The sequence below is a fragment of the Streptomyces sp. NPDC030143 genome (assembly GCF_055573695.1).
Genome location: NZ_JBVIAY010000001.1, coordinates 199,198 through 217,079, shown reverse-complemented (window position 1 = coordinate 217,079; position 17,882 = coordinate 199,198). Strand labels below are relative to the sequence as shown.

At 71.5% G+C, this 17,882-nt stretch carries 10 protein-coding genes and 2 pseudogenes; 8 read left to right on the top strand and 4 right to left on the bottom strand.

What is annotated here, in order from left to right:
* Positions 1–15: 15 nt before the first annotated feature.
* Positions 16–702 carry a maleylpyruvate isomerase family mycothiol-dependent enzyme gene (locus ACZ4YY_RS00945; protein ID WP_468282047.1) on the bottom strand — a complete coding sequence of 229 codons (687 nt, stop codon included), beginning with the start codon at positions 700–702 and terminating at the stop codon, positions 16–18.
* Between the two features lie 224 nt (positions 703–926).
* On the opposite strand from ACZ4YY_RS00945, the gene uvrA reads away from it, so the two are divergent.
* Positions 927–3,965, top strand: coding sequence for an excinuclease ABC subunit UvrA (uvrA, locus tag ACZ4YY_RS00940; protein ID WP_468282045.1), 3,039 nt, complete (start codon positions 927–929; stop codon positions 3,963–3,965).
* A gap of 261 nt (positions 3,966–4,226) precedes the next feature.
* On the opposite strand, the gene ACZ4YY_RS00935 is transcribed toward uvrA, so the two are convergent.
* A complete protein-coding gene (locus tag ACZ4YY_RS00935; protein ID WP_468282043.1) occupies positions 4,227–5,138 on the bottom strand; it encodes a carbohydrate kinase family protein in 912 nt (303 codons plus the stop codon).
* Between the two features lie 203 nt (positions 5,139–5,341).
* Positions 5,342–5,753: pseudogene (locus ACZ4YY_RS00930) on the bottom strand (LacI family DNA-binding transcriptional regulator); the annotation flags it as partial.
* Between the two features lie 154 nt (positions 5,754–5,907).
* Here ACZ4YY_RS00930 and ACZ4YY_RS00925 point away from each other — a divergent pair.
* Positions 5,908–6,102 (top strand): annotated as a pseudogene (locus ACZ4YY_RS00925) (QcrA and Rieske domain-containing protein); the annotation flags it as partial.
* A gap of 108 nt (positions 6,103–6,210) precedes the next feature.
* Here ACZ4YY_RS00925 and ACZ4YY_RS00920 read toward each other — a convergent pair.
* Complete coding sequence (locus ACZ4YY_RS00920) at positions 6,211–7,173, bottom strand: hypothetical protein (RefSeq protein ID WP_468282041.1); 963 nt, start codon at positions 7,171–7,173, stop codon at positions 6,211–6,213.
* A 341-nt stretch (positions 7,174–7,514) separates the two neighbouring features.
* On the opposite strand from ACZ4YY_RS00920, the gene uvrC reads away from it, so the two are divergent.
* From uvrC to gap, 6 genes are all read left to right on the top strand, one after another.
* Complete coding sequence (gene uvrC / locus ACZ4YY_RS00915; protein ID WP_468282040.1) at positions 7,515–9,614, top strand: excinuclease ABC subunit UvrC; 2,100 nt, start codon at positions 7,515–7,517, stop codon at positions 9,612–9,614.
* The gene (gene rapZ / locus ACZ4YY_RS00910) at positions 9,611–10,690 is read left to right on the top strand and encodes an RNase adapter RapZ (protein ID WP_468282038.1); all 1,080 of its coding nucleotides are present in this window, start codon (positions 9,611–9,613) and stop codon (positions 10,688–10,690) included. Before uvrC ends, rapZ begins: the two co-directional genes overlap by 4 nt.
* On the top strand, positions 10,687–11,754 hold the full coding sequence (locus ACZ4YY_RS00905) for a gluconeogenesis factor YvcK family protein (protein WP_468282036.1): 1,068 nt from the start codon (positions 10,687–10,689) through the stop codon (positions 11,752–11,754). The genes rapZ and ACZ4YY_RS00905 overlap by 4 nt, the downstream gene beginning before the upstream one ends.
* Positions 11,745–12,734, top strand: coding sequence for a DNA-binding protein WhiA (whiA, locus tag ACZ4YY_RS00900; RefSeq protein ID WP_468282034.1), 990 nt, complete (start codon positions 11,745–11,747; stop codon positions 12,732–12,734). Before ACZ4YY_RS00905 ends, whiA begins: the two co-directional genes overlap by 10 nt.
* Before the next feature lie 822 nt (positions 12,735–13,556).
* The gene (locus ACZ4YY_RS00895; protein ID WP_468282032.1) at positions 13,557–16,517 is read left to right on the top strand and encodes a M14 family metallopeptidase; all 2,961 of its coding nucleotides are present in this window, start codon (positions 13,557–13,559) and stop codon (positions 16,515–16,517) included.
* A 229-nt stretch (positions 16,518–16,746) separates the two neighbouring features.
* A complete protein-coding gene (gene gap / locus ACZ4YY_RS00890; protein ID WP_468282030.1) occupies positions 16,747–17,754 on the top strand; it encodes a type I glyceraldehyde-3-phosphate dehydrogenase in 1,008 nt (335 codons plus the stop codon).
* The last annotated feature ends 128 nt before the right edge of the window (positions 17,755–17,882 follow it).

Genomic DNA, 17,882 nt, shown 5'->3' with positions numbered 1-17,882 from the left:
GGAGTGCAAGGACCCCTACAGCGGGGGCAGCGCCGGGAGCGGCCCGCCGGCGACGGTCAGCGCCGATCCGTCGCGCCGTCCGGCGAGCCAGCCGAGGAGGTCGGCCGGGGTGCCCGTCACGGTCACCTCGGGGGCGTCGGCCGCCCTGCCGGTGGCCCACGCGCGCGTGCCGTCCGTGAGGCGGGTGGGCGGCACGTCCGGGTGACCGGTGAAGCGCTCAGCGAGGAACTCGATCTCCCGCTCGGTGAACTCCTCCGGAAGATCCTCCAGCTCGTAGCCGATGCCGAGGTCCACGTGGTGCAGTTCGACCTCCACCCACCGCCGGAACGGCACCCGGGACGCCGAGTCGGTGACCCCGTTGCGCAGGGCCACCGTGCGCGACCAGTCCGCGGGCGCCGCACCGGCCTCCTGGAAGCGGGCCGCGCTCTCGCGCACGTCCGCGAGCTGCACGTCCAGGGGGCGCGGGGCGTCCCGCTCGATGTCGGCGTCCCGGACCGTCGCGTCGGCGTACATGGGCCGGCCCTCGAGGACGTTCACCAGGGCGTCGGCGTTGCGCGCCACGTGGGCGAGGACATGACCGCGGCTCCAGCCGGGAAGGCGGGACGGCTCGGCCGTCGACGCGTCGTCCAGTTTGCCGACCGCGGTGAGCAGCCGGTCGGTCGCCTCGCGTACAGACACCAGGTCATGAGCGTGATCAGTCATGGTACTGACCCTAGTCCCGCCACCCCTTCGGGTGAAGGTGGCGGAACCGCGGCCGCAAATCGAAAGCACGTGCTATATGGTCGGTGGCGGCGTCGGGCATGCTGGATGGCCGGGGATTGTTGTGAACCGGTGAATGCCGACCGGCGTTGTCAGTGGCTCCCCCTAGTCTGGGAACGACGGGGGCCCCGCCCCTGTCACTTCTCTCAAGAAAGGTGCGGACCGGCGTGGCCGACCGTCTCATCGTCCGTGGCGCGCGCGAGCACAACCTCAAGAATGTCTCGCTCGACCTGCCGCGCGACTCGCTCATCGTCTTCACGGGCCTGTCGGGGTCGGGCAAGTCCTCGCTGGCCTTCGACACCATCTTCGCCGAGGGCCAGCGGCGCTACGTGGAGTCGCTCTCCTCGTACGCCCGCCAGTTCCTCGGCCAGATGGACAAGCCCGACGTCGACTTCATCGAGGGCCTCTCCCCGGCGGTCTCGATCGACCAGAAGTCGACCTCGCGCAACCCGCGCTCCACGGTCGGCACCATCACCGAGGTCTACGACTACCTGCGTCTGCTCTTCGCGCGCATCGGCAAGCCGCACTGTCCCGAGTGCGGCCGTCCCATCTCGCGCCAGTCGCCGCAGGCCATCGTCGACCGGGTCCTGGAGCTGCCGGAGGGGAGCCGCTTCCAGGTGCTGTCGCCGCTGGTGCGCGAGCGCAAGGGCGAGTTCGTCGACCTCTTCGCCGACCTCCAGACCAAGGGCTACTCCCGCGCGCGCGTGGACGGCGAGACGATCCAGCTGTCCAGCCCGCCCACGCTGAAGAAGCAGGAGAAGCACACCATCGAGGTGGTCGTCGACCGCCTCACGGTGAAGGAGTCCGCCAAGCGCCGGCTCACCGACTCCGTGGAGACCGCCCTCGGCCTGTCCGGCGGCATGGTCGTGCTCGACTTCGTCGACCTCCCCGAGGACGACCCCGAGCGCGAGCGCATGTACTCCGAGCACCTTTACTGCCCGTACGACGACCTCTCCTTCGAGGAGCTCGAGCCCCGCTCCTTCTCCTTCAACTCGCCCTTCGGCGCCTGCCCCGAGTGCACCGGCATCGGCACGCGCATGGAGGTCGACCCCGAGCTGATCGTGCCCGACGAGGACAAGTCCCTCGACGAGGGCGCCATCCACCCCTGGTCGCACGGCCACACCAAGGACTACTTCGGCCGCCTGATCGGTGCCCTCGCGGACGCGCTGGGATTCCGGACGGACATCCCCTTCGCGGGTCTGCCGCAGCGCGCCAAAAAGGCCCTGATGTACGGCCACAAGACCCAGATCGAGGTCCGTTACCGCAACCGCTACGGACGCGAGCGCGTGTACACGACGCCCTTCGAGGGCGCCGTCCCGTTCGTCAAGCGCCGGCACGGCGAGGCCGAGAGCGACGCCAGCCGCGAGCGCTTCGAGGGCTACATGCGTGAGGTGCCCTGCCCCACGTGTGAGGGCACCCGCCTGAAGCCGATCGTCCTCGCGGTGACGATCATGGAGAAGTCCATCGCCGAGGTCTCCGCCATGTCCATCAGCGACTGCGCGGACTTCCTGGGCGAGCTCAAGCTGAGCGCCCGCGACAAGAAGATCGCCGAGCGCGTCCTGAAGGAGGTCAACGAGCGGCTGCGGTTCCTGGTCGACGTCGGCCTGGACTACCTCTCGCTCAACCGCGCGGCCGGCACGCTCTCCGGCGGCGAGGCCCAGCGCATCCGCCTGGCCACCCAGATCGGCTCCGGTCTCGTCGGCGTCCTCTACGTCCTCGACGAGCCGTCCATCGGCCTGCACCAGCGCGACAACCACCGGCTGATCGAGACCCTCGTGCGGTTGCGCGACATGGGCAACACGCTCATCGTCGTCGAGCACGACGAGGACACCATCAAGGTCGCCGACTGGGTCGTCGACATCGGCCCCGGCGCCGGCGAGCACGGCGGCAAGGTCGTCCACAGCGGCTCCCTGAAGGAACTGCTCGCCAACGCCGAGTCGCAGACCGGCCAGTACCTGTCGGGCAAGAAGGCCATCCCGCTGCCCGACATCCGGCGCCCGCTGGACCCGTCCCGGCAGCTCACGGTGCACGGCGCCCGGGAGAACAACCTCCAGGACATCGACGTCTCGTTCCCGCTGGGGGTCTTCACCGCCGTCACCGGCGTGTCCGGCTCCGGCAAGTCGACGCTGGTCAACGACATCCTGTACACGCACCTGGCCCGCGAACTGAACGGCGCGAGGAACGTGCCCGGGCGGCACACGCGCGTGGACGGCGACGATCTCGTCGACAAGGTCGTGCACGTCGACCAGTCGCCGATCGGCCGCACCCCCCGGTCGAACCCGGCGACGTACACCGGCGTCTTCGACCACGTCCGCAAGCTGTTCGCCGAGACGACCGAGGCCAAGGTCCGCGGCTACCAGCCCGGCCGCTTCTCCTTCAACGTCAAGGGCGGCCGCTGCGAGAACTGCTCGGGCGACGGCACGATCAAGATCGAGATGAACTTCCTCCCGGACGTCTACGTCCCGTGCGAGGTCTGCCACGGCGCCCGCTACAACCGGGAGACCCTGGAGGTCCACTACAAGGGCAAGTCCATCGCCGACGTGCTGAACATGCCGATCGAGGAGGCGATGCACTTCTTCGAGGCGGTCCCCGCGATCTCCCGGCACCTGAAGACGCTGAACGACGTGGGTCTCGGCTACGTCCGGCTCGGCCAGTCCGCGACCACCCTGTCCGGCGGCGAGGCCCAGCGCGTCAAGCTCGCCAGCGAGTTGCAGCGCCGCTCCACCGGTCGCACGGTCTACGTCCTGGACGAGCCGACCACGGGCCTGCACTTCGAGGACATCAGCAAGCTGCTGAAGGTGCTCTCCGGCCTGGTCGACAAGGGCAACACGGTCATCGTCATCGAGCACAACCTCGATGTGATCAAGACGGCCGACTGGGTGGTCGACATGGGCCCCGAGGGCGGCGCGGGCGGCGGTCTCGTCGTCGCCGAGGGCACACCGGAGGAGGTCGCGGGCGTACCCGCCAGCCACACCGGCAAGTTCCTGCGCGAGATCCTCGGCGCCGACCGCATCAGCGACGCGGCACCGGTGAAGGCCCCGCGCAGGACGGCCGCCAAGAAGACGGTCGCGGCCAGGTCGACGGCGAGGAAGTCGGCGACCGCCCGGACGTCCGCCGACGACAAGGCGACCCACAAGGCGACCGACACGGCAGCCGCGACGAAGAAGGCCACCGCGAAGAAGACGACGCGGGCCCGCAAGGCCTGAGCCGACGGCCGAGGGAGAAGACGAACCAGCACGGCGCCCCGCGGGAATCCCGCGGGGCGCCGTCCGTCACACCCGCCCGGCGAGAACCCGCTCGGCGAGGGGCCTGGTCGTAGGGAACCCGGTCGGCGAGAGACGTGCCCACCGAGAACCCGCTCGGCGAAGGATCTGCTCGGCGAGAACCGCTCGGCGGGGGACCTGCTCGTCGAGGACGACCGGCTTGCCGGAGCGGGGCCGCCCCTGCCGACCGCCCGTCGCCACCCGCTAGATCGCGCCAAGTTCGAAGGCGAACGGAGGTTCGGCGCCCGCCCGGGAACAGGTGATCGCCGCCGCACGGGCCGCGAACCGCAGCAGCCGCTCCCAGCCCTCGCGGCCCAGCGACTCCAGCGCCGCCGGGGACAGGGCGTCCCGCATCGCCAGGCCGTGCAGCAGTGCCGCGTTCACGGTGTCGCCGGCGCCGATGGTGTCCACGACGTCGACCTTCTCGCCCGCGGCCGGGTATGCGCCGCCGTCCCGGGTGTAGGCGGTCAGACCGTCACCGCCGTGCGTGATCACGACCACCGAGGGACCCGCGGACAGCCACTCGTGCGGGGTGCCGCCCAGCCACAGGGCGTCCTCTTCGGAGAGCTTGAGGAGCGACACCGATGGCAGCCAGCTCTTGAAACGCGCCCGGTAGGCGTCGGCGTCGGGGATCAGCCCCGGCCGGATGTTCGGGTCGAGCGTGGTGAACACCCCCTGGGCGGCGGCGGTGCGCAACAGCTCCTCGTAGGCGCTCGCACCCGGCTCCAGGACCAGCGAGCAGGTGCCGAAGGAGACCGCCCGGGTATCGGGGGGCAGGGCGGCCGGGACCGTGAAGAGGCGGTCGGCGGTGCCCTCGACGTAGAAGGAGTAGGCGGCCGAGCCGCTCGCGTCGACCGTGGCGACGGCGAGCGTGGTGGGCTCGGTGCCGCGCTGGACGGCCGAGACGTCCACGCCCGCGTCCCGCAGTCCGTCCAGCAGGGCCTCGCCGAAGGCGTCGTGGGAGACGCGGGAGCAGAAGGCGGTGGGGGAGCCGAGACGGCCGAGGGCCACGGCCGTGTTGTAGGGGCCGCCGCCCAGGGCCGGCTTCAGCCCCGCCAGGGCACCCGTGCCCTGCGGTACCAGATCGATCAGGGCCTCACCGGCGACGACGATCACGGGGCGCTTCCTTTCTCACGGTGCTCGGACTGCTGGGACTGTCGGGACTGCTCGTGGCGCGCGGGCGGCTCGGACCGCTCCGGCCCCCCGGTGTGGGGCCGCCGGTCCGGGCAGCCGCAGGACGTGCGGTGGACGAACGCGCAGGGGAGCCGCACGGTCCGGGCGGGCCGGTGGGGGCGGCGAGGCGTTCGACGTCGGCACGGGTTGCGGGCGAGGTGGGCGAGAAGTCCGCGGGGGTCGGCGGACGGGGCGGTGATCAGGCCGTCCGCGCGGCGTTCGCGCAGCAGCCGGACGACCTTGCGCTCGTGCACGCGGTCGTGGTGCGGATCGGTGATCAACAGGCTGTAGCCCTGCGCGAGGGCCGCGGCCTCGAAGCCCTGGAGGATCTCGGTGGAGGAGGGGCTGCTGATCGCCGACACGGCGAGGCCGGGGGAGCGGGTGCGCGAGGTCACCAGGGAGCGGGCGAGGGTGTTGGGCGGGCAGCCGAGCTCGTCCATGGCGTCGAGGACGGCCCTGACGGGTGTGGGGCAGCACCCGCCGCGTGTCGTTGAGGACGTGCGAGACGGTCGCGAGGGAGACACCGGCGTGCCGGGCGACGTCGGCCATGGTCGGCATCTTCCGTCCCCTCCTCGGCCGTGGCGGTTCTTCAGGCGGGAAGTTATCGCACCACGGACGGCACGTAGACGTTTGCGCAAGCGCTTACGTCACCGGGTCCCGCGCCCACCCTCTGAAGGCGTACAGCTCGATCTGCACGCACGCGGGGTGCCCGTACCGCTCGATCTGCACGCACGCGGGGTGCCCGGTCAACAAGCTCGACGGGACGACGTTGATCTGTCCCTGCCACGGCAGTGAGTTCGACGCCACGATCGGCGAGGTGCTGAGGGGACCGGCGACCGAGCCGTTGAACGCGCTGCCGGTCAGGGCCGAGAACGGCCGGATCGTCGCAGGCCCGGGCGCCGTCTGATCCGGCGGATGGACCGCCGCGGGCCCGGGCGCCTGATCCGGCGTGTTCGGCCGTGGCCGTCCGGCGCGGGACGGACCCGCCGCGGCCGGTCCGCCCAGGCAGCCCCCGTCACTCCCAGTCCCACCCGATCCCCACCCTCCCCGAGCGCACCCGCGGCTCGACGAGGTGGACCGACCGGTGGCGTCGGCTGAGGGCCAGTTCCTGGTGGCCGCTGCGCGGTGCGGCCGCCGAGTGCTGGGTGAAGCGGTGGCAGCGGACCGGGAGGGCGTGCTCGTCGAAGCTGATCTGCAGGGCGTACTGCCCGCCCGGCGCCCCGAAACCGCGGACGTACTCGCGGGTGGCGTCGGCGGTGCCGTCCTCGAAGCCGTAGCGGAAGAGGAACGTGTCACCGGCCCGCAGGCGGGTGTCGAAGAGGAACTCGGCCACGAGCACACCGGTGTCGTGGTGCCGGCGGACGCGGCCCGCGCGGCAGTTCTCCAGGGCGTGCACCGTCATCCGCTCCGGCGCGCACCCGGGGTCGCCGTGGTGGACGGCGACGAAGCGGTCGACGCCGTCGCGGTGGGCGCGCACGATGTGCTGGGACTCCCGCCCCAGGAGCTCGCGTCGCGCGCCGACGCGGACGCGTTCGTGGTGACCGAGGGTGTGCAGCCCGTCGTCGGGAGGGCACTGGAGTTCGAGCAACAGCCGCTCCAGGGCGTCCGAGGCCTCCAGGAACGAGCGGTAGGAGCGGCCCGTCGGCCGCCCCTCGGCCGCCTCGGCGTCGTCCGCCGTCAGCAGCCGGATCAGCGACTCGTCGGGCAGGTGCAGAATCTCCTCCAGCGCCCGGACGGCCCGCAGCGACTCGGGGCGCTGCGGGCGCCGGGCGCCCTGCTGCCAGTAGCTCAGGCTGGTCACGCCGACTCTCACCCCGTGGCGCGACAGGTGGTGCTGGACGCGCTGCAGGGGCAGCCCGCGCGCGGCGATCGCCGCGCGCAGGGCGACGTGGAAGGGACCGCCTCGCAGGGCCGCGTCCAGGTCTGCGGCGACGGCGATGTCGGTGGCGGCGTCCGCGTGCTGAGGGGCCTGCGGCATGCAGAGGCCTTTCTGTGAATGCTCACGACGGCTGGTCGGACCGTTCGCGCGGCGCCACCGGGTCCCCCCGGTGGCGCCCATGGCGCCTTCACATCCGTAGGGGGACCCTCAGGGCCCCGAGTTCCCCCGCATTGAAGCGTGTCGACCAAGTCCCGACAACACCTGAGGCCGGAAGGCGCCACGCGGCCGGCCGGGCCGGGACCCCCGCGACGGGGCTGACCGGCCGGGCCCGGGCCCCTCGCGTCGGGGCGGAGAGGGCAGCCGGAAGGGCACCTCGGACACTCCCGCGGTTGTCCACAGCCCTCGCCGGAGTGTCACTGCGCGCCAGTAGGGTGTGACACATGGCCGACCCCTCCAGCTACCGCCCCAAGCCGGGTCAGGTCCCGGACTCGCCCGGGGTCTACAGGTTCCGTGACGAGCACCGCCGGGTGATCTACGTCGGAAAGGCGAAGAGCCTGCGCCAGCGCCTGGCCAACTACTTCCAGGACCTGGCGGGACTGCACCCGCGCACCCGCACGATGGTCACCACGGCCGCGTCCGTGGAGTGGACGGTGGTGTCCACGGAGGTCGAGGCCCTCCAGCTGGAGTACTCCTGGATCAAGGAGTACGACCCCCGGTTCAACGTCAAGTACCGCGACGACAAGAGCTACCCGTACCTCGCGGTGACGATGAACGAGGACTATCCGCGGGTGCAGGTGATGCGCGGCCACAAGAAGAAGGGTGTGCGCTACTTCGGGCCGTACGCGCACGCGTGGGCGATCCGCGACACGGTCGACCTGCTGCTGCGGGTCTTCCCCGTGCGCACCTGCTCCGCCGGCGTCTTCAAGAACGCCGCCCGCACCGGCCGGCCCTGCCTGCTCGGCTACATCGGCAAGTGCTCGGCACCCTGCGTCGACCGGATCTCCGCCGAGGACCACCGCGACCTGGCCGACGAGTTCTGCGACTTCATGACCGGCCGCACCGGCACCTACCTGCGCCGCCTGGAGAAGCAGATGATGGAGGCGGCCGAGGAGATGGAGTACGAGCGGGCCGCCCGCCTGCGCGACGACATCGAGGCCCTGAAGAAGGCCATGGAGAAGAACGCGGTCGTGCTCGCGGACGCCACCGACGCCGACCTGATCGCGGTCGCCGAGGACGAGCTGGAGGCGGCCGTCCAGATCTTCCACGTCCGCGGCGGACGCGTGCGCGGCCAGCGCGGCTGGGTCACCGACAAGGTGGAGGAGATCACCACCGGCGCCCTCGTGGAACACGCCCTCCAGCAGCTCTACGGCGAGGAGACCGGGGACGCCGTGCCCAAGGAGGTCCTGGTCCCCGCCCTGCCCGACCCGGTGGAGCCGGTCCAGGACTGGCTCACCGCCCGCCGCGGCTCGGGCGTCTCGCTGCGCATCCCGCAGCGCGGCGACAAACGGGCCCTGATGAAGACCGTCGAACGCAACGCCCAGCAGGCGCTCGTCCTGCACAAGACCAGGCGCGCCTCCGACCTGACCACGCGCTCGCGCGCACTGGAGGAGATCGCCGACGCCCTCGAACTGGACAGCGCCCCGCTGCGCATCGAGTGCTACGACATCTCACACCTCCAGGGCGACGACGTCGTCGCGTCCATGGTCGTCTTCGAGGACGGCCTGGCCCGCAAGAGCGAGTACCGGCGCTTCCAGATCAAGGGCTTCGAGGGCCAGGACGACGTCCGCTCCATGCACGAGGTGATCACCCGCCGCTTCCGGCGCTACCTCGCCGAGAAGGAGAGGACGGGGGAGTGGACCGACGGCGCGCCCGGCGCCACCGACGGAAACCTCTCCGGAGCGCGTGACGGCACCCTCCCCGAGGCCCCCGCGAGCACCCTCACCGAGGACGACGGCCGCCCCAAGCGGTTCGCCTACCCGCCGCAGCTCGTCGTCGTCGACGGCGGACAGCCGCAGGTCGCGGCCGCCCGCCGGGCCCTGGACGAACTGGGAATCGACGACATCGCCGTCTGCGGCCTGGCCAAGCGCCTGGAGGAGGTCTGGGTGCCGGACGACGACGACCCGGTCGTCCTGCCCCGCACCAGCGAAGGCCTCTACCTGCTCCAGCGCGTCCGTGACGAGGCACACCGCTTCGCGATCACCTACCAGCGCACCAAGCGCGCCAAGCGGCTGCGTGCCAGCCCCCTGGACGAGGTGCCGGGCCTCGGCGACGCCCGCAAACAGGCGCTCATCAAGCACTTCGGCTCGCTGAAGAAGCTGCGGTCCGCGACGATCGAGCAGATCTGCGAGGTTCCCGGCATAGGTCGCAAGACGGCCGAGACGATCGCCGTGGCCCTCGCCCGGACGGCCCCGCCCGTGCCCGCCGTGAACACGGCGACCGGAGAGATCATGGATGAGGAGGAGCCCGACGCGACGGCGGGCTCCCCCGGGGAACCCGTCATCGCGGGACACCCGGAAGAACGACGGGGGCAGGAGACATGACCGAGCACGACGCACAGCACACAGCCGAACGAGACCAGGCGCCCACGGCACAGTCCGGCCCGGCGCCCGCGGCGGCGCCCCGGCCGACGCCCGGGGAGACCGGCGAGAATCCCACCCAGCACCCCACAGGCCCCCCCAGCACCGAGCACGACCCGCGTCACGAAGACGGAGCACAGGTGAGTACGGACGTCACGCCGCCCGGGATCCCCGAGGCGGCCATCCCCGAGCTGGTGATCATCTCCGGCATGTCCGGGGCGGGTCGCTCGACCGCCGCAAAGTGTCTGGAGGACCTCGGCTGGTTCGTCGTCGACAACCTGCCACCCGCGCTGATCCCCACCATGGTGGAGCTCGGCGCCCGCTCGCAGGGCAACGTGGCGCGGATCGCGGTCGTCGTCGACGTCCGCGGACGGCGCTTCTTCGACAACCTCCGCGAGTCCCTCGCCGACCTGGCGTCCAGGAACGTCACCCGGCGCATCGTCTTCCTGGAGTCCTCCGACGACGCCCTGGTGCGCCGCTTCGAGTCCGTGCGGCGTCCGCACCCCCTCCAGGGCGACGGCCGCATCGTCGACGGTATCGCCGCCGAACGCGAACTGCTGCGCGAGCTGCGCGGCGACGCCGACCTGGTGATCGACACCTCCAGCCTCAACGTGCACGAACTGCGCGCCAAGATGGACGCCCAGTTCGCCGGCGAGGAGGAGCCCGAGCTGCGGGCCACCGTCATGTCCTTCGGCTTCAAGTACGGCCTCCCGGTCGACGCCGACCTGGTCGTGGACATGCGCTTCCTGCCCAACCCGCACTGGGTGCCGGAGCTGCGCCCCTACACGGGTCTGAACGAGGAGGTCTCGACCTACGTCCTCAACCAGCCCGGCGCGAAGGAGTTCCTCGACCGGTACGCCGAGCTGCTCCAGCTGATCGCCGCGGGCTACCGCCGGGAGGGCAAGCGCTATGTGACCGTCGCGGTCGGCTGTACGGGCGGCAAGCACCGTTCGGTCGCGATGTCGGAGAAGCTCGCCGCGCGCCTCGCGGCCGAGGGCGTGGAGACGGTGGTCGTACACCGGGACATGGGACGGGAATGACAGGACGTACACCGCGGCTGGGCCGGCTGCGCAAGATGGCGCCCGAGGGGCGTGCGGGCCGGCCGGCCGAGGCCCGGGGCGGCAGGTCGCGCCGCCGCGGCACCCAGCCCAAGGTCGTCGCGCTCGGCGGCGGCATGGGCCTGTCGGCGTCGCTCACCGCGCTGCGCCGGATCACCGGCGACCTCACCGGCGTCGTCACCGTCGCCGACGACGGCGGCTCCAGCGGTCGTCTGCGCGACGAGCTGGGCGTGCTGCCGCCCGGCGACCTGCGCAAGGCGCTGGCCGCGCTGTGCGGCGACGACGACTGGGGCCAGACCTGGGCCCGGGTCATCCAGCACCGCTTCCAGTCGCAGGGCGAGATCAACGGGCACGCGGTCGGCAACCTGCTCATCGTCGCCCTGTGGGAGCAGCTCGGCGACCACGTCCAGGCCCTCGACCTGGTCGGCAAGCTGCTGGGCGCGCAGGGACGCGTGCTGCCCATGTCGGCCGTGCCGCTGGAGCTCCAGGCGCTGGTCAAGGGACACGACCCGGAACGGCCCGAGGACGTCGACACCGTGCGCGGCCAGGCGACCGTCGCGCTGACGCCCGGCGAGGTGCAGTCCGTGCACCTCGTACCGCACGACCCGCCGGCCGTCCCGGAGGCCGTGGCGGCCGTCCTGGACGCGGACTGGGTGGTGCTGGGCCCCGGCTCCTGGTTCTCCTCGGTGATCCCGCACCTGCTCGTGCCGGAGCTGCTGGACGCCCTCACGGAGACGAAGGCGCGCCGGGTGCTCTCCCTCAACCTCGCCCCGCAGCCGGGAGAAACCGAGGGCTTCTCCCCGCAGCGTCATTTGGAGGTTTTGGGACGACACGCCCCTAAACTCGCCCTGGACGTGGTGCTGGCCGACGAGGCCGCCGTGCCCGACCGCGACTCGCTGACCGACGCCGCCAAGCGGTTCGGAGCCGCGGTGGAGCTGGCGCCGGTGGCCCGGCCGGACGGGACTTCTCGGCATGATCCGGAGCTGCTGGCCGCCGCGTACGACCGTATTTTTCGGATGCATGGAAGGATCGGCCCATGGCGATGACGGCAGCGGTGAAGGACGAGATCTCTCGGCTTCCCGTCACCCGGACCTGCTGCAGAAAGGCGGAGGTCTCCGCCATCCTGCGGTTCGCCGGCGGCCTTCACCTGGTGAGCGGGCGCATCGTGATCGAGGCGGAGCTGGACACCGCGATGGCGGCCCGCCGGCTCAAGCGGGACGTCCTGGAGATCTTCGGTCACAGCTCGGAGCTGATCGTGATGGCGCCCGGTGGTCTGCGCCGCGGCTCGCGCTACGTCGTGCGCGTGGTCGCGGGCGGTGACCAGCTGGCCCGCCAGACCGGATTGGTCGACGGACGGGGCCGGCCGATCAGGGGTCTGCCCCCTCAGGTCGTCTCCGGGGCCACCTGTGACGCGGAGGCGGCCTGGCGCGGGGCCTTCCTGGCGCACGGCTCGCTCACCGAGCCCGGCCGGTCCTCCTCCCTGGAGGTCACCTGCCCCGGCCCCGAGGCGGCGCTCGCGCTGGTCGGCGCGGCCCGCCGGCTGTCCATCGCGGCGAAGGCCCGCGAGGTGCGGGGCGTGGACCGGGTGGTGGTCCGCGACGGCGACGCCATCGGCGCGCTGCTCACCCGGCTGGGCGCCCACGAGTCGGTGCTCGCCTGGGAGGAGCGCCGGATGCGCCGCGAGGTGCGCGCCACGGCGAACCGCCTCGCCAACTTCGACGACGCGAACCTGCGGCGCTCCGCCCGTGCCGCCGTCGCCGCCGGAGCGCGGGTCCAGCGCGCCCTGGAGATCCTCGGCGACGAGGTCCCCGAGCACCTCGCCGCCGCCGGCCGGCTGCGCATGGAGCACAAGCAGGCCTCCCTGGAGGAGCTGGGGGCGCTCGCCGACCCGCCGCTGACCAAGGACGCGGTGGCCGGCCGGATCCGCCGCCTGCTGGCGATGGCCGACAAGCGCGCCTCCGACCTCGGCATCCCGGGCACGGAGGCCAACCTCAGCGAGGAGCTGGCGGACAACCTCGTCGGCTGACGGGCCCTGCGGGGCTGCCCCGGCGTTGTGCGGGCGGGCGATCCGCCGGTGCGCGGTGTTGCCGCGCCAGCGTGCCGGTCTCTCGCGTCGGCGCGCCGATCCGCCACGCCGATCCCCGGCATCGGAGCGCCGCGCTGGACGAGCGCCGCGCCGGACGAGCGGTCCCCGGGCCGGACTGGCGGCGCCGTCCGCGGCCCGCCGCGTCAGCCGCACGGACAGCCGGGCACTCCTCCGGAACGACAGCCGGCACGCCGGACCGACGGTCACTCCCCGACACCACACGGCGCCGGGTCGACCGTCGGCCCGCGCTCGGAGAGCCTGTCCGTGCTCAGGAGGTGGGCCTGCCCTCAGGCTGTCGGCCCGTGCTCAGAGCGTCGGCCCGCCCGCAGAGCATCGGCCTCCCCAGCAGACCCGCCCGTCTCCGAGCTGCCACCTCGCCCGCAGCCCCGTCACCCCGCCGACGGTTCGTCGGCCCCCAGACCGGTCGGCCCACAGGCCAGTCACCCCGCCGACAGTTCGTCACCCGCCCGCATTCCATCAGCGCCGACGGTTCCTCACCCGCCCGGAACAGTCACCCAGCCCACAGATCAGACACCCGCCCACAGACCGTCACCCAGCCCGCGAACTCGCCCAGCCCGCAGACCGTTACCCTGCGCCCAGAAGCGCCCACCCCCCGTCTTCATCACCAACCCCCTTCACCCCAGGGCCTTTCCCGTGCTCGGCCCCCGCTTGACCCCGGTTGACGCCCCCTTGACTCGATCATGAAGTGACATGAGCCTGGCATCTGTTCGCTGCTGTGGCGGACCCACGCTAGGGGGGTTCATGAGACGTAGAGCGAGATCGATCCTCGCTGTCGGCGCGCTCCTGCTCGGCGGAGCGAGCCTCGCACCCATCGCCCAGGCCCAGCCGGGAAGTTCACCCGAGAAGTCCGACGCGGACGAGGTCAAGGTCTTCCGCGCGGAAGTCACCAAGCAGCAGGTACCCCTGCTGCTGGCGGCCGGTCAGGACGGTCACGAGCTCAGTGAGCAGGCGCCCGAACGGGGCACCGCCACCGTCGAGGTGTACCTCACCGACGACCAGGCGAGGAAGCTGGAGAAGCAGGGCGTCCCGCTCACCGAGCACACCCTGTCGGCCAAGGCCGAGAACCGCGTCGAGGCCGCCGCCGACGGCGTGTTCCGTCCCTACAGCGGCAAGGGCGGACTGAAGGAGGAGATCCTCCGCACCGCGCAGCAGAACCCCGGCCTCACCAAGGTCGTCTCCATCGGCAGGACGATCAAGGGCCAGGACATCCTCGCCCTCAAGCTCACCAAGAACGCGAAGAAGTCCAAGGACGGCTCCAAGCCCTCCGTGCTGTACCTGTCCAACCAGCACGCGCGCGAGTGGATCACCCCGGAGATGACCCGGCGGCTGCTCCACCACTACCTGGACACCTACAGGACGGACAAGCGCGTCAGGAAGGTCGTCGACACCACCGAGCTGTGGTTCGTCCTGTCGGCCAACCCCGACGGCTACGACTACACCTTCGAGGACACCGACAACCGCCTGTGGCGCAAGAACCTGCGGGACGTCAACGCCGACGGTGTGATCTCCACCGGCGACGGCGTCGACCTCAACCGCAACTTCGCCTACAAGTGGGGCTACGACGACGAGGGCTCGTCACCCCACCCCACCAGCCAGACCTACCGCGGCGCCGGCCCCAACTCCGAGCCCGAGACCAAGGCGCTGGACGCCTTCGAGAAGCGCATCGGCTTCGAGTACGGCATCAACTACCACTCCGCCGCGGAACTCCTCCTCTACGGCGTCGGCTGGCAGGTCGCCACGGAAAGCCCGGACGACGTCGTCTACGAGGCGCTCGCCGGCACCCCGGAGAACTCGGCGATCCCCGGCTACCACCCGCAGGTCTCCTCGGAGCTGTACACCACCAACGGCGAGGCGGACGGCCACGCGGCCAATGTCAACGGCACGGCGATGTTCACCCCCGAGATGTCGACCTGCCAGACGGTCTCCAACCTCTCCCCGGACGACCAGTGGAACGCGGCCGACTGCCAGTCGGTCTTCAACTTCCCGGACGACGAGAAGCTGATCCAGCAGGAGTTCGAGAAGAACATCCCGTTCGCGCTCTCCGTCGCCGAGAGCGCCGCCCGTCCCGACCAGCCGAAGTCCGCGGTCGGCCTGACCGCCGCCGACTTCACCCCGGCCAAATTTGCCACCTCCTACTCCCGCGGCGCCGACCAGGAGGTCTCCGTCGTCGCCCGCAAGGCGCTGCGCGACAAGGAGCTGAAGTACCGCGTCAACGGAGGCCGGACCCACGACGAGACGCTGCGGCCCTGGAAGGGCGGCGAGACCTACGGCGGCGAGGACAACCTCCACTTCGACGAGTACCGGGCCGAGGTCGAGCACGGCGAACCGGGAGACAAGGTCGAGGTGTGGTTCACCGCCGAGACCCGGAGCGGCAAGAAGGTCTCCAGCGAGCACTTCACCTACACCGTCGCCGAACGGCCCCGGGCCGACACCCTGGTCGTCGCGGAGGAGGGCCCAGCCGCCGCCACGCAGGCGCAGACCTATGTCGACGCGCTGAAGGCCAACGGCCGCAGGGCCGCCGTCTGGGACGTCGCCACCCAGGGCGTGCCCGACGCGCTCGGCGTGCTCGGCCACTTCGGCACGGTCGTCCACTACACCGGCGCGAGCGTGCCCGGCAACCCGACCCAGCTCGCCCTGCGCGCCTACCTCAACGAGGGCGGCAAGCTGATCGAGGCGGGCGAGCTCGCCGGCGGCAACGTCGACCTCGGCGACGGCACCCCGTCCAACGACTTCAGCCAGTACTACCTGGGCGCCTACACCCGGACCTCCCTGCCCGGCGCGACCTCCTTCGAGGGCACGGGCGCGCTCGCCGGTTCCGGCGGGGCGCTGGGCGCGGCGTCCGGCAACCCGCTGAACCAGGCGGGCTCCTACAGCGTCACCTCCGAGACCCTGCCCCCGGCGACGTTCCCGCAGTTCGCCGGTGCCGGCGCGGGCCGCTACCCCGGCACCGTCAACCCGTTCGGGCCGTACGAGGGCACGTCCATGGCCGCCGTCACGCACACCGACTACGCCTGGAACCGGCTCACCCGCACCGTCGACCTCACCTCGGTGAGCGCGTCCGAGAAGCCGACGCTGCGCACCCGCCTGCTGTGGAGCACCGAGGAGGGCTACGACCACGCCGTCCTGGAGGCGCACACCGCGGGGGCCGACGACTGGACCACGCTGCCGGAGGCCGGCGGCGCCACCGGCACCGCCGTACCCGCCGAGTGCGAGGCCGGCTACCTCCTCCAGGCGCACCCGGCGCTCGAGCGGTACCTGACCCTCTCGGGCGGAGCCTGCGCGCCCACCGGGACCAGCGGCTCCTGGAACAGCTTCACCGGGGCCTCGGCCGGCTGGCAGGACGTCTCCTTCGACCTGTCCGCCTACGCGGGCAAGAAGGTGGAGCTGTCCCTCAGCTACATCAGCGATCCCGGCACCGGCGGCCGCGGCGTCCTCGCCGACAACGCCTCCGTCGTCATCGGCGGCGACGCCGTCGAGACCGAGGGCTTCGAGACGTCGCTCGGCGCCTGGGGCGTGCCCGGCCCGCCGGCCGGCAGCCCCTCCGTCGTCAAGGACTGGGCGCGCACCGGAGCGCTCTTCCAGACCTACGGAGCGATCACGACGGACGACACCGTGCTGCTGGGCTTCGGTCTGGAGCACCTCACCGGCGCCGCCGACCGCGCGGCGCTCATCGGAAAGGCACTCGCCTCACTCGAGAAGTGACACGCCGAGGTCACCAGTGCTCCACGCACCGTGACCGCGTCGCGTGATCGGGCCCTCCGGCCAGGGCGGTCCGTACCCCTACCGACGGGTACGGACCGCCCTGCCGTGTATGGAACGTCTGGATGTCACCTCGGGGCCCTCGGGGAGGTAGGGTCGGGGGTGGTCGGGGACATCCCAAATAGAGCTCGCCGGCACCGCATGGCCGGCGTACCAACGAGGAGATCGGTTCGTGACGATCCGCGTAGGCATCAACGGCTTTGGCCGCATCGGTCGTAACTACTTCCGCGCGCTGCTGGAGCAGGGTGCTGACATCGAGATCGTGGCTGTCAACGACCTGGGTGACACCGCGACCACTGCCCACCTGCTCAAGTACGACACCATCCTGGGCCGTCTGAAGCAGGAGGTGTCGCACACCGCCGACACCATCACCGTCGACGGCAGGACCATCAAGGTCCTCTCCGAGCGCAACCCCGCCGACATCCCGTGGGGCGAGCTGGGCGTCGACATCGTCATCGAGTCCACCGGCATCTTCACCAAGAAGGCCGACGCCGAGAAGCACCTCGCCGGCGGCGCCAAGAAGGTCATCATCTCGGCGCCGGCCACGGACGAGGACGTCACCATCGTGATGGGCGTCAACCAGGACACGTACGACGCCGCCAACCACCACGTCATCTCCAACGCCTCCTGCACCACCAACTGTGTGGCGCCGATGGCCAAGGTCCTCGACGAGAACTTCGGCATCGTCAAGGGTCTGATGACGACCGTCCACGCGTACACCAACGACCAGCGCATCCTGGACTTCCCGCACAAGGACCTGCGCCGCGCCCGCGCCGCCGCCGAGAACATCATCCCGACGACGACCGGTGCCGCGAAGGCCACCGCCCTGGTGCTGCCGCAGCTCAAGGGCAAGCTCGACGGCATCGCGATGCGCGTCCCGGTCCCCACCGGCTCGGTCACCGACCTGGTGCTGGAACTCGGCCGCGAGGTCACCAAGGAAGAGGTCAACGCCGCCTTCCAGAAGGCGGCCGAGGGCGAGCTGAAGGGCATCCTGGAGTACACCGAGGACCCGATCGTCTCCTCCGACATCGTCAACGCCCCGGCGTCCTGCACCTTCGACTCCTCCCTGACCATGGTCCAGGAGGGCAAGAGCGTGAAGGTCATCGGCTGGTACGACAACGAGTGGGGCTACTCCAACCGCCTCGTCGACCTGACGGTCTTCGTCGGCGGCCAGCTCTGACCCTCGGAGCAGGCACCTCGATGTGAGAGCAGGGCCCGGGCAGCGCACGGACGCGCTGCCCGGGCCCTGACTCACGTACGGATCGGCCCTCTCTACGATCACGGAGTACCACCAGCCCTCCCGGGAGC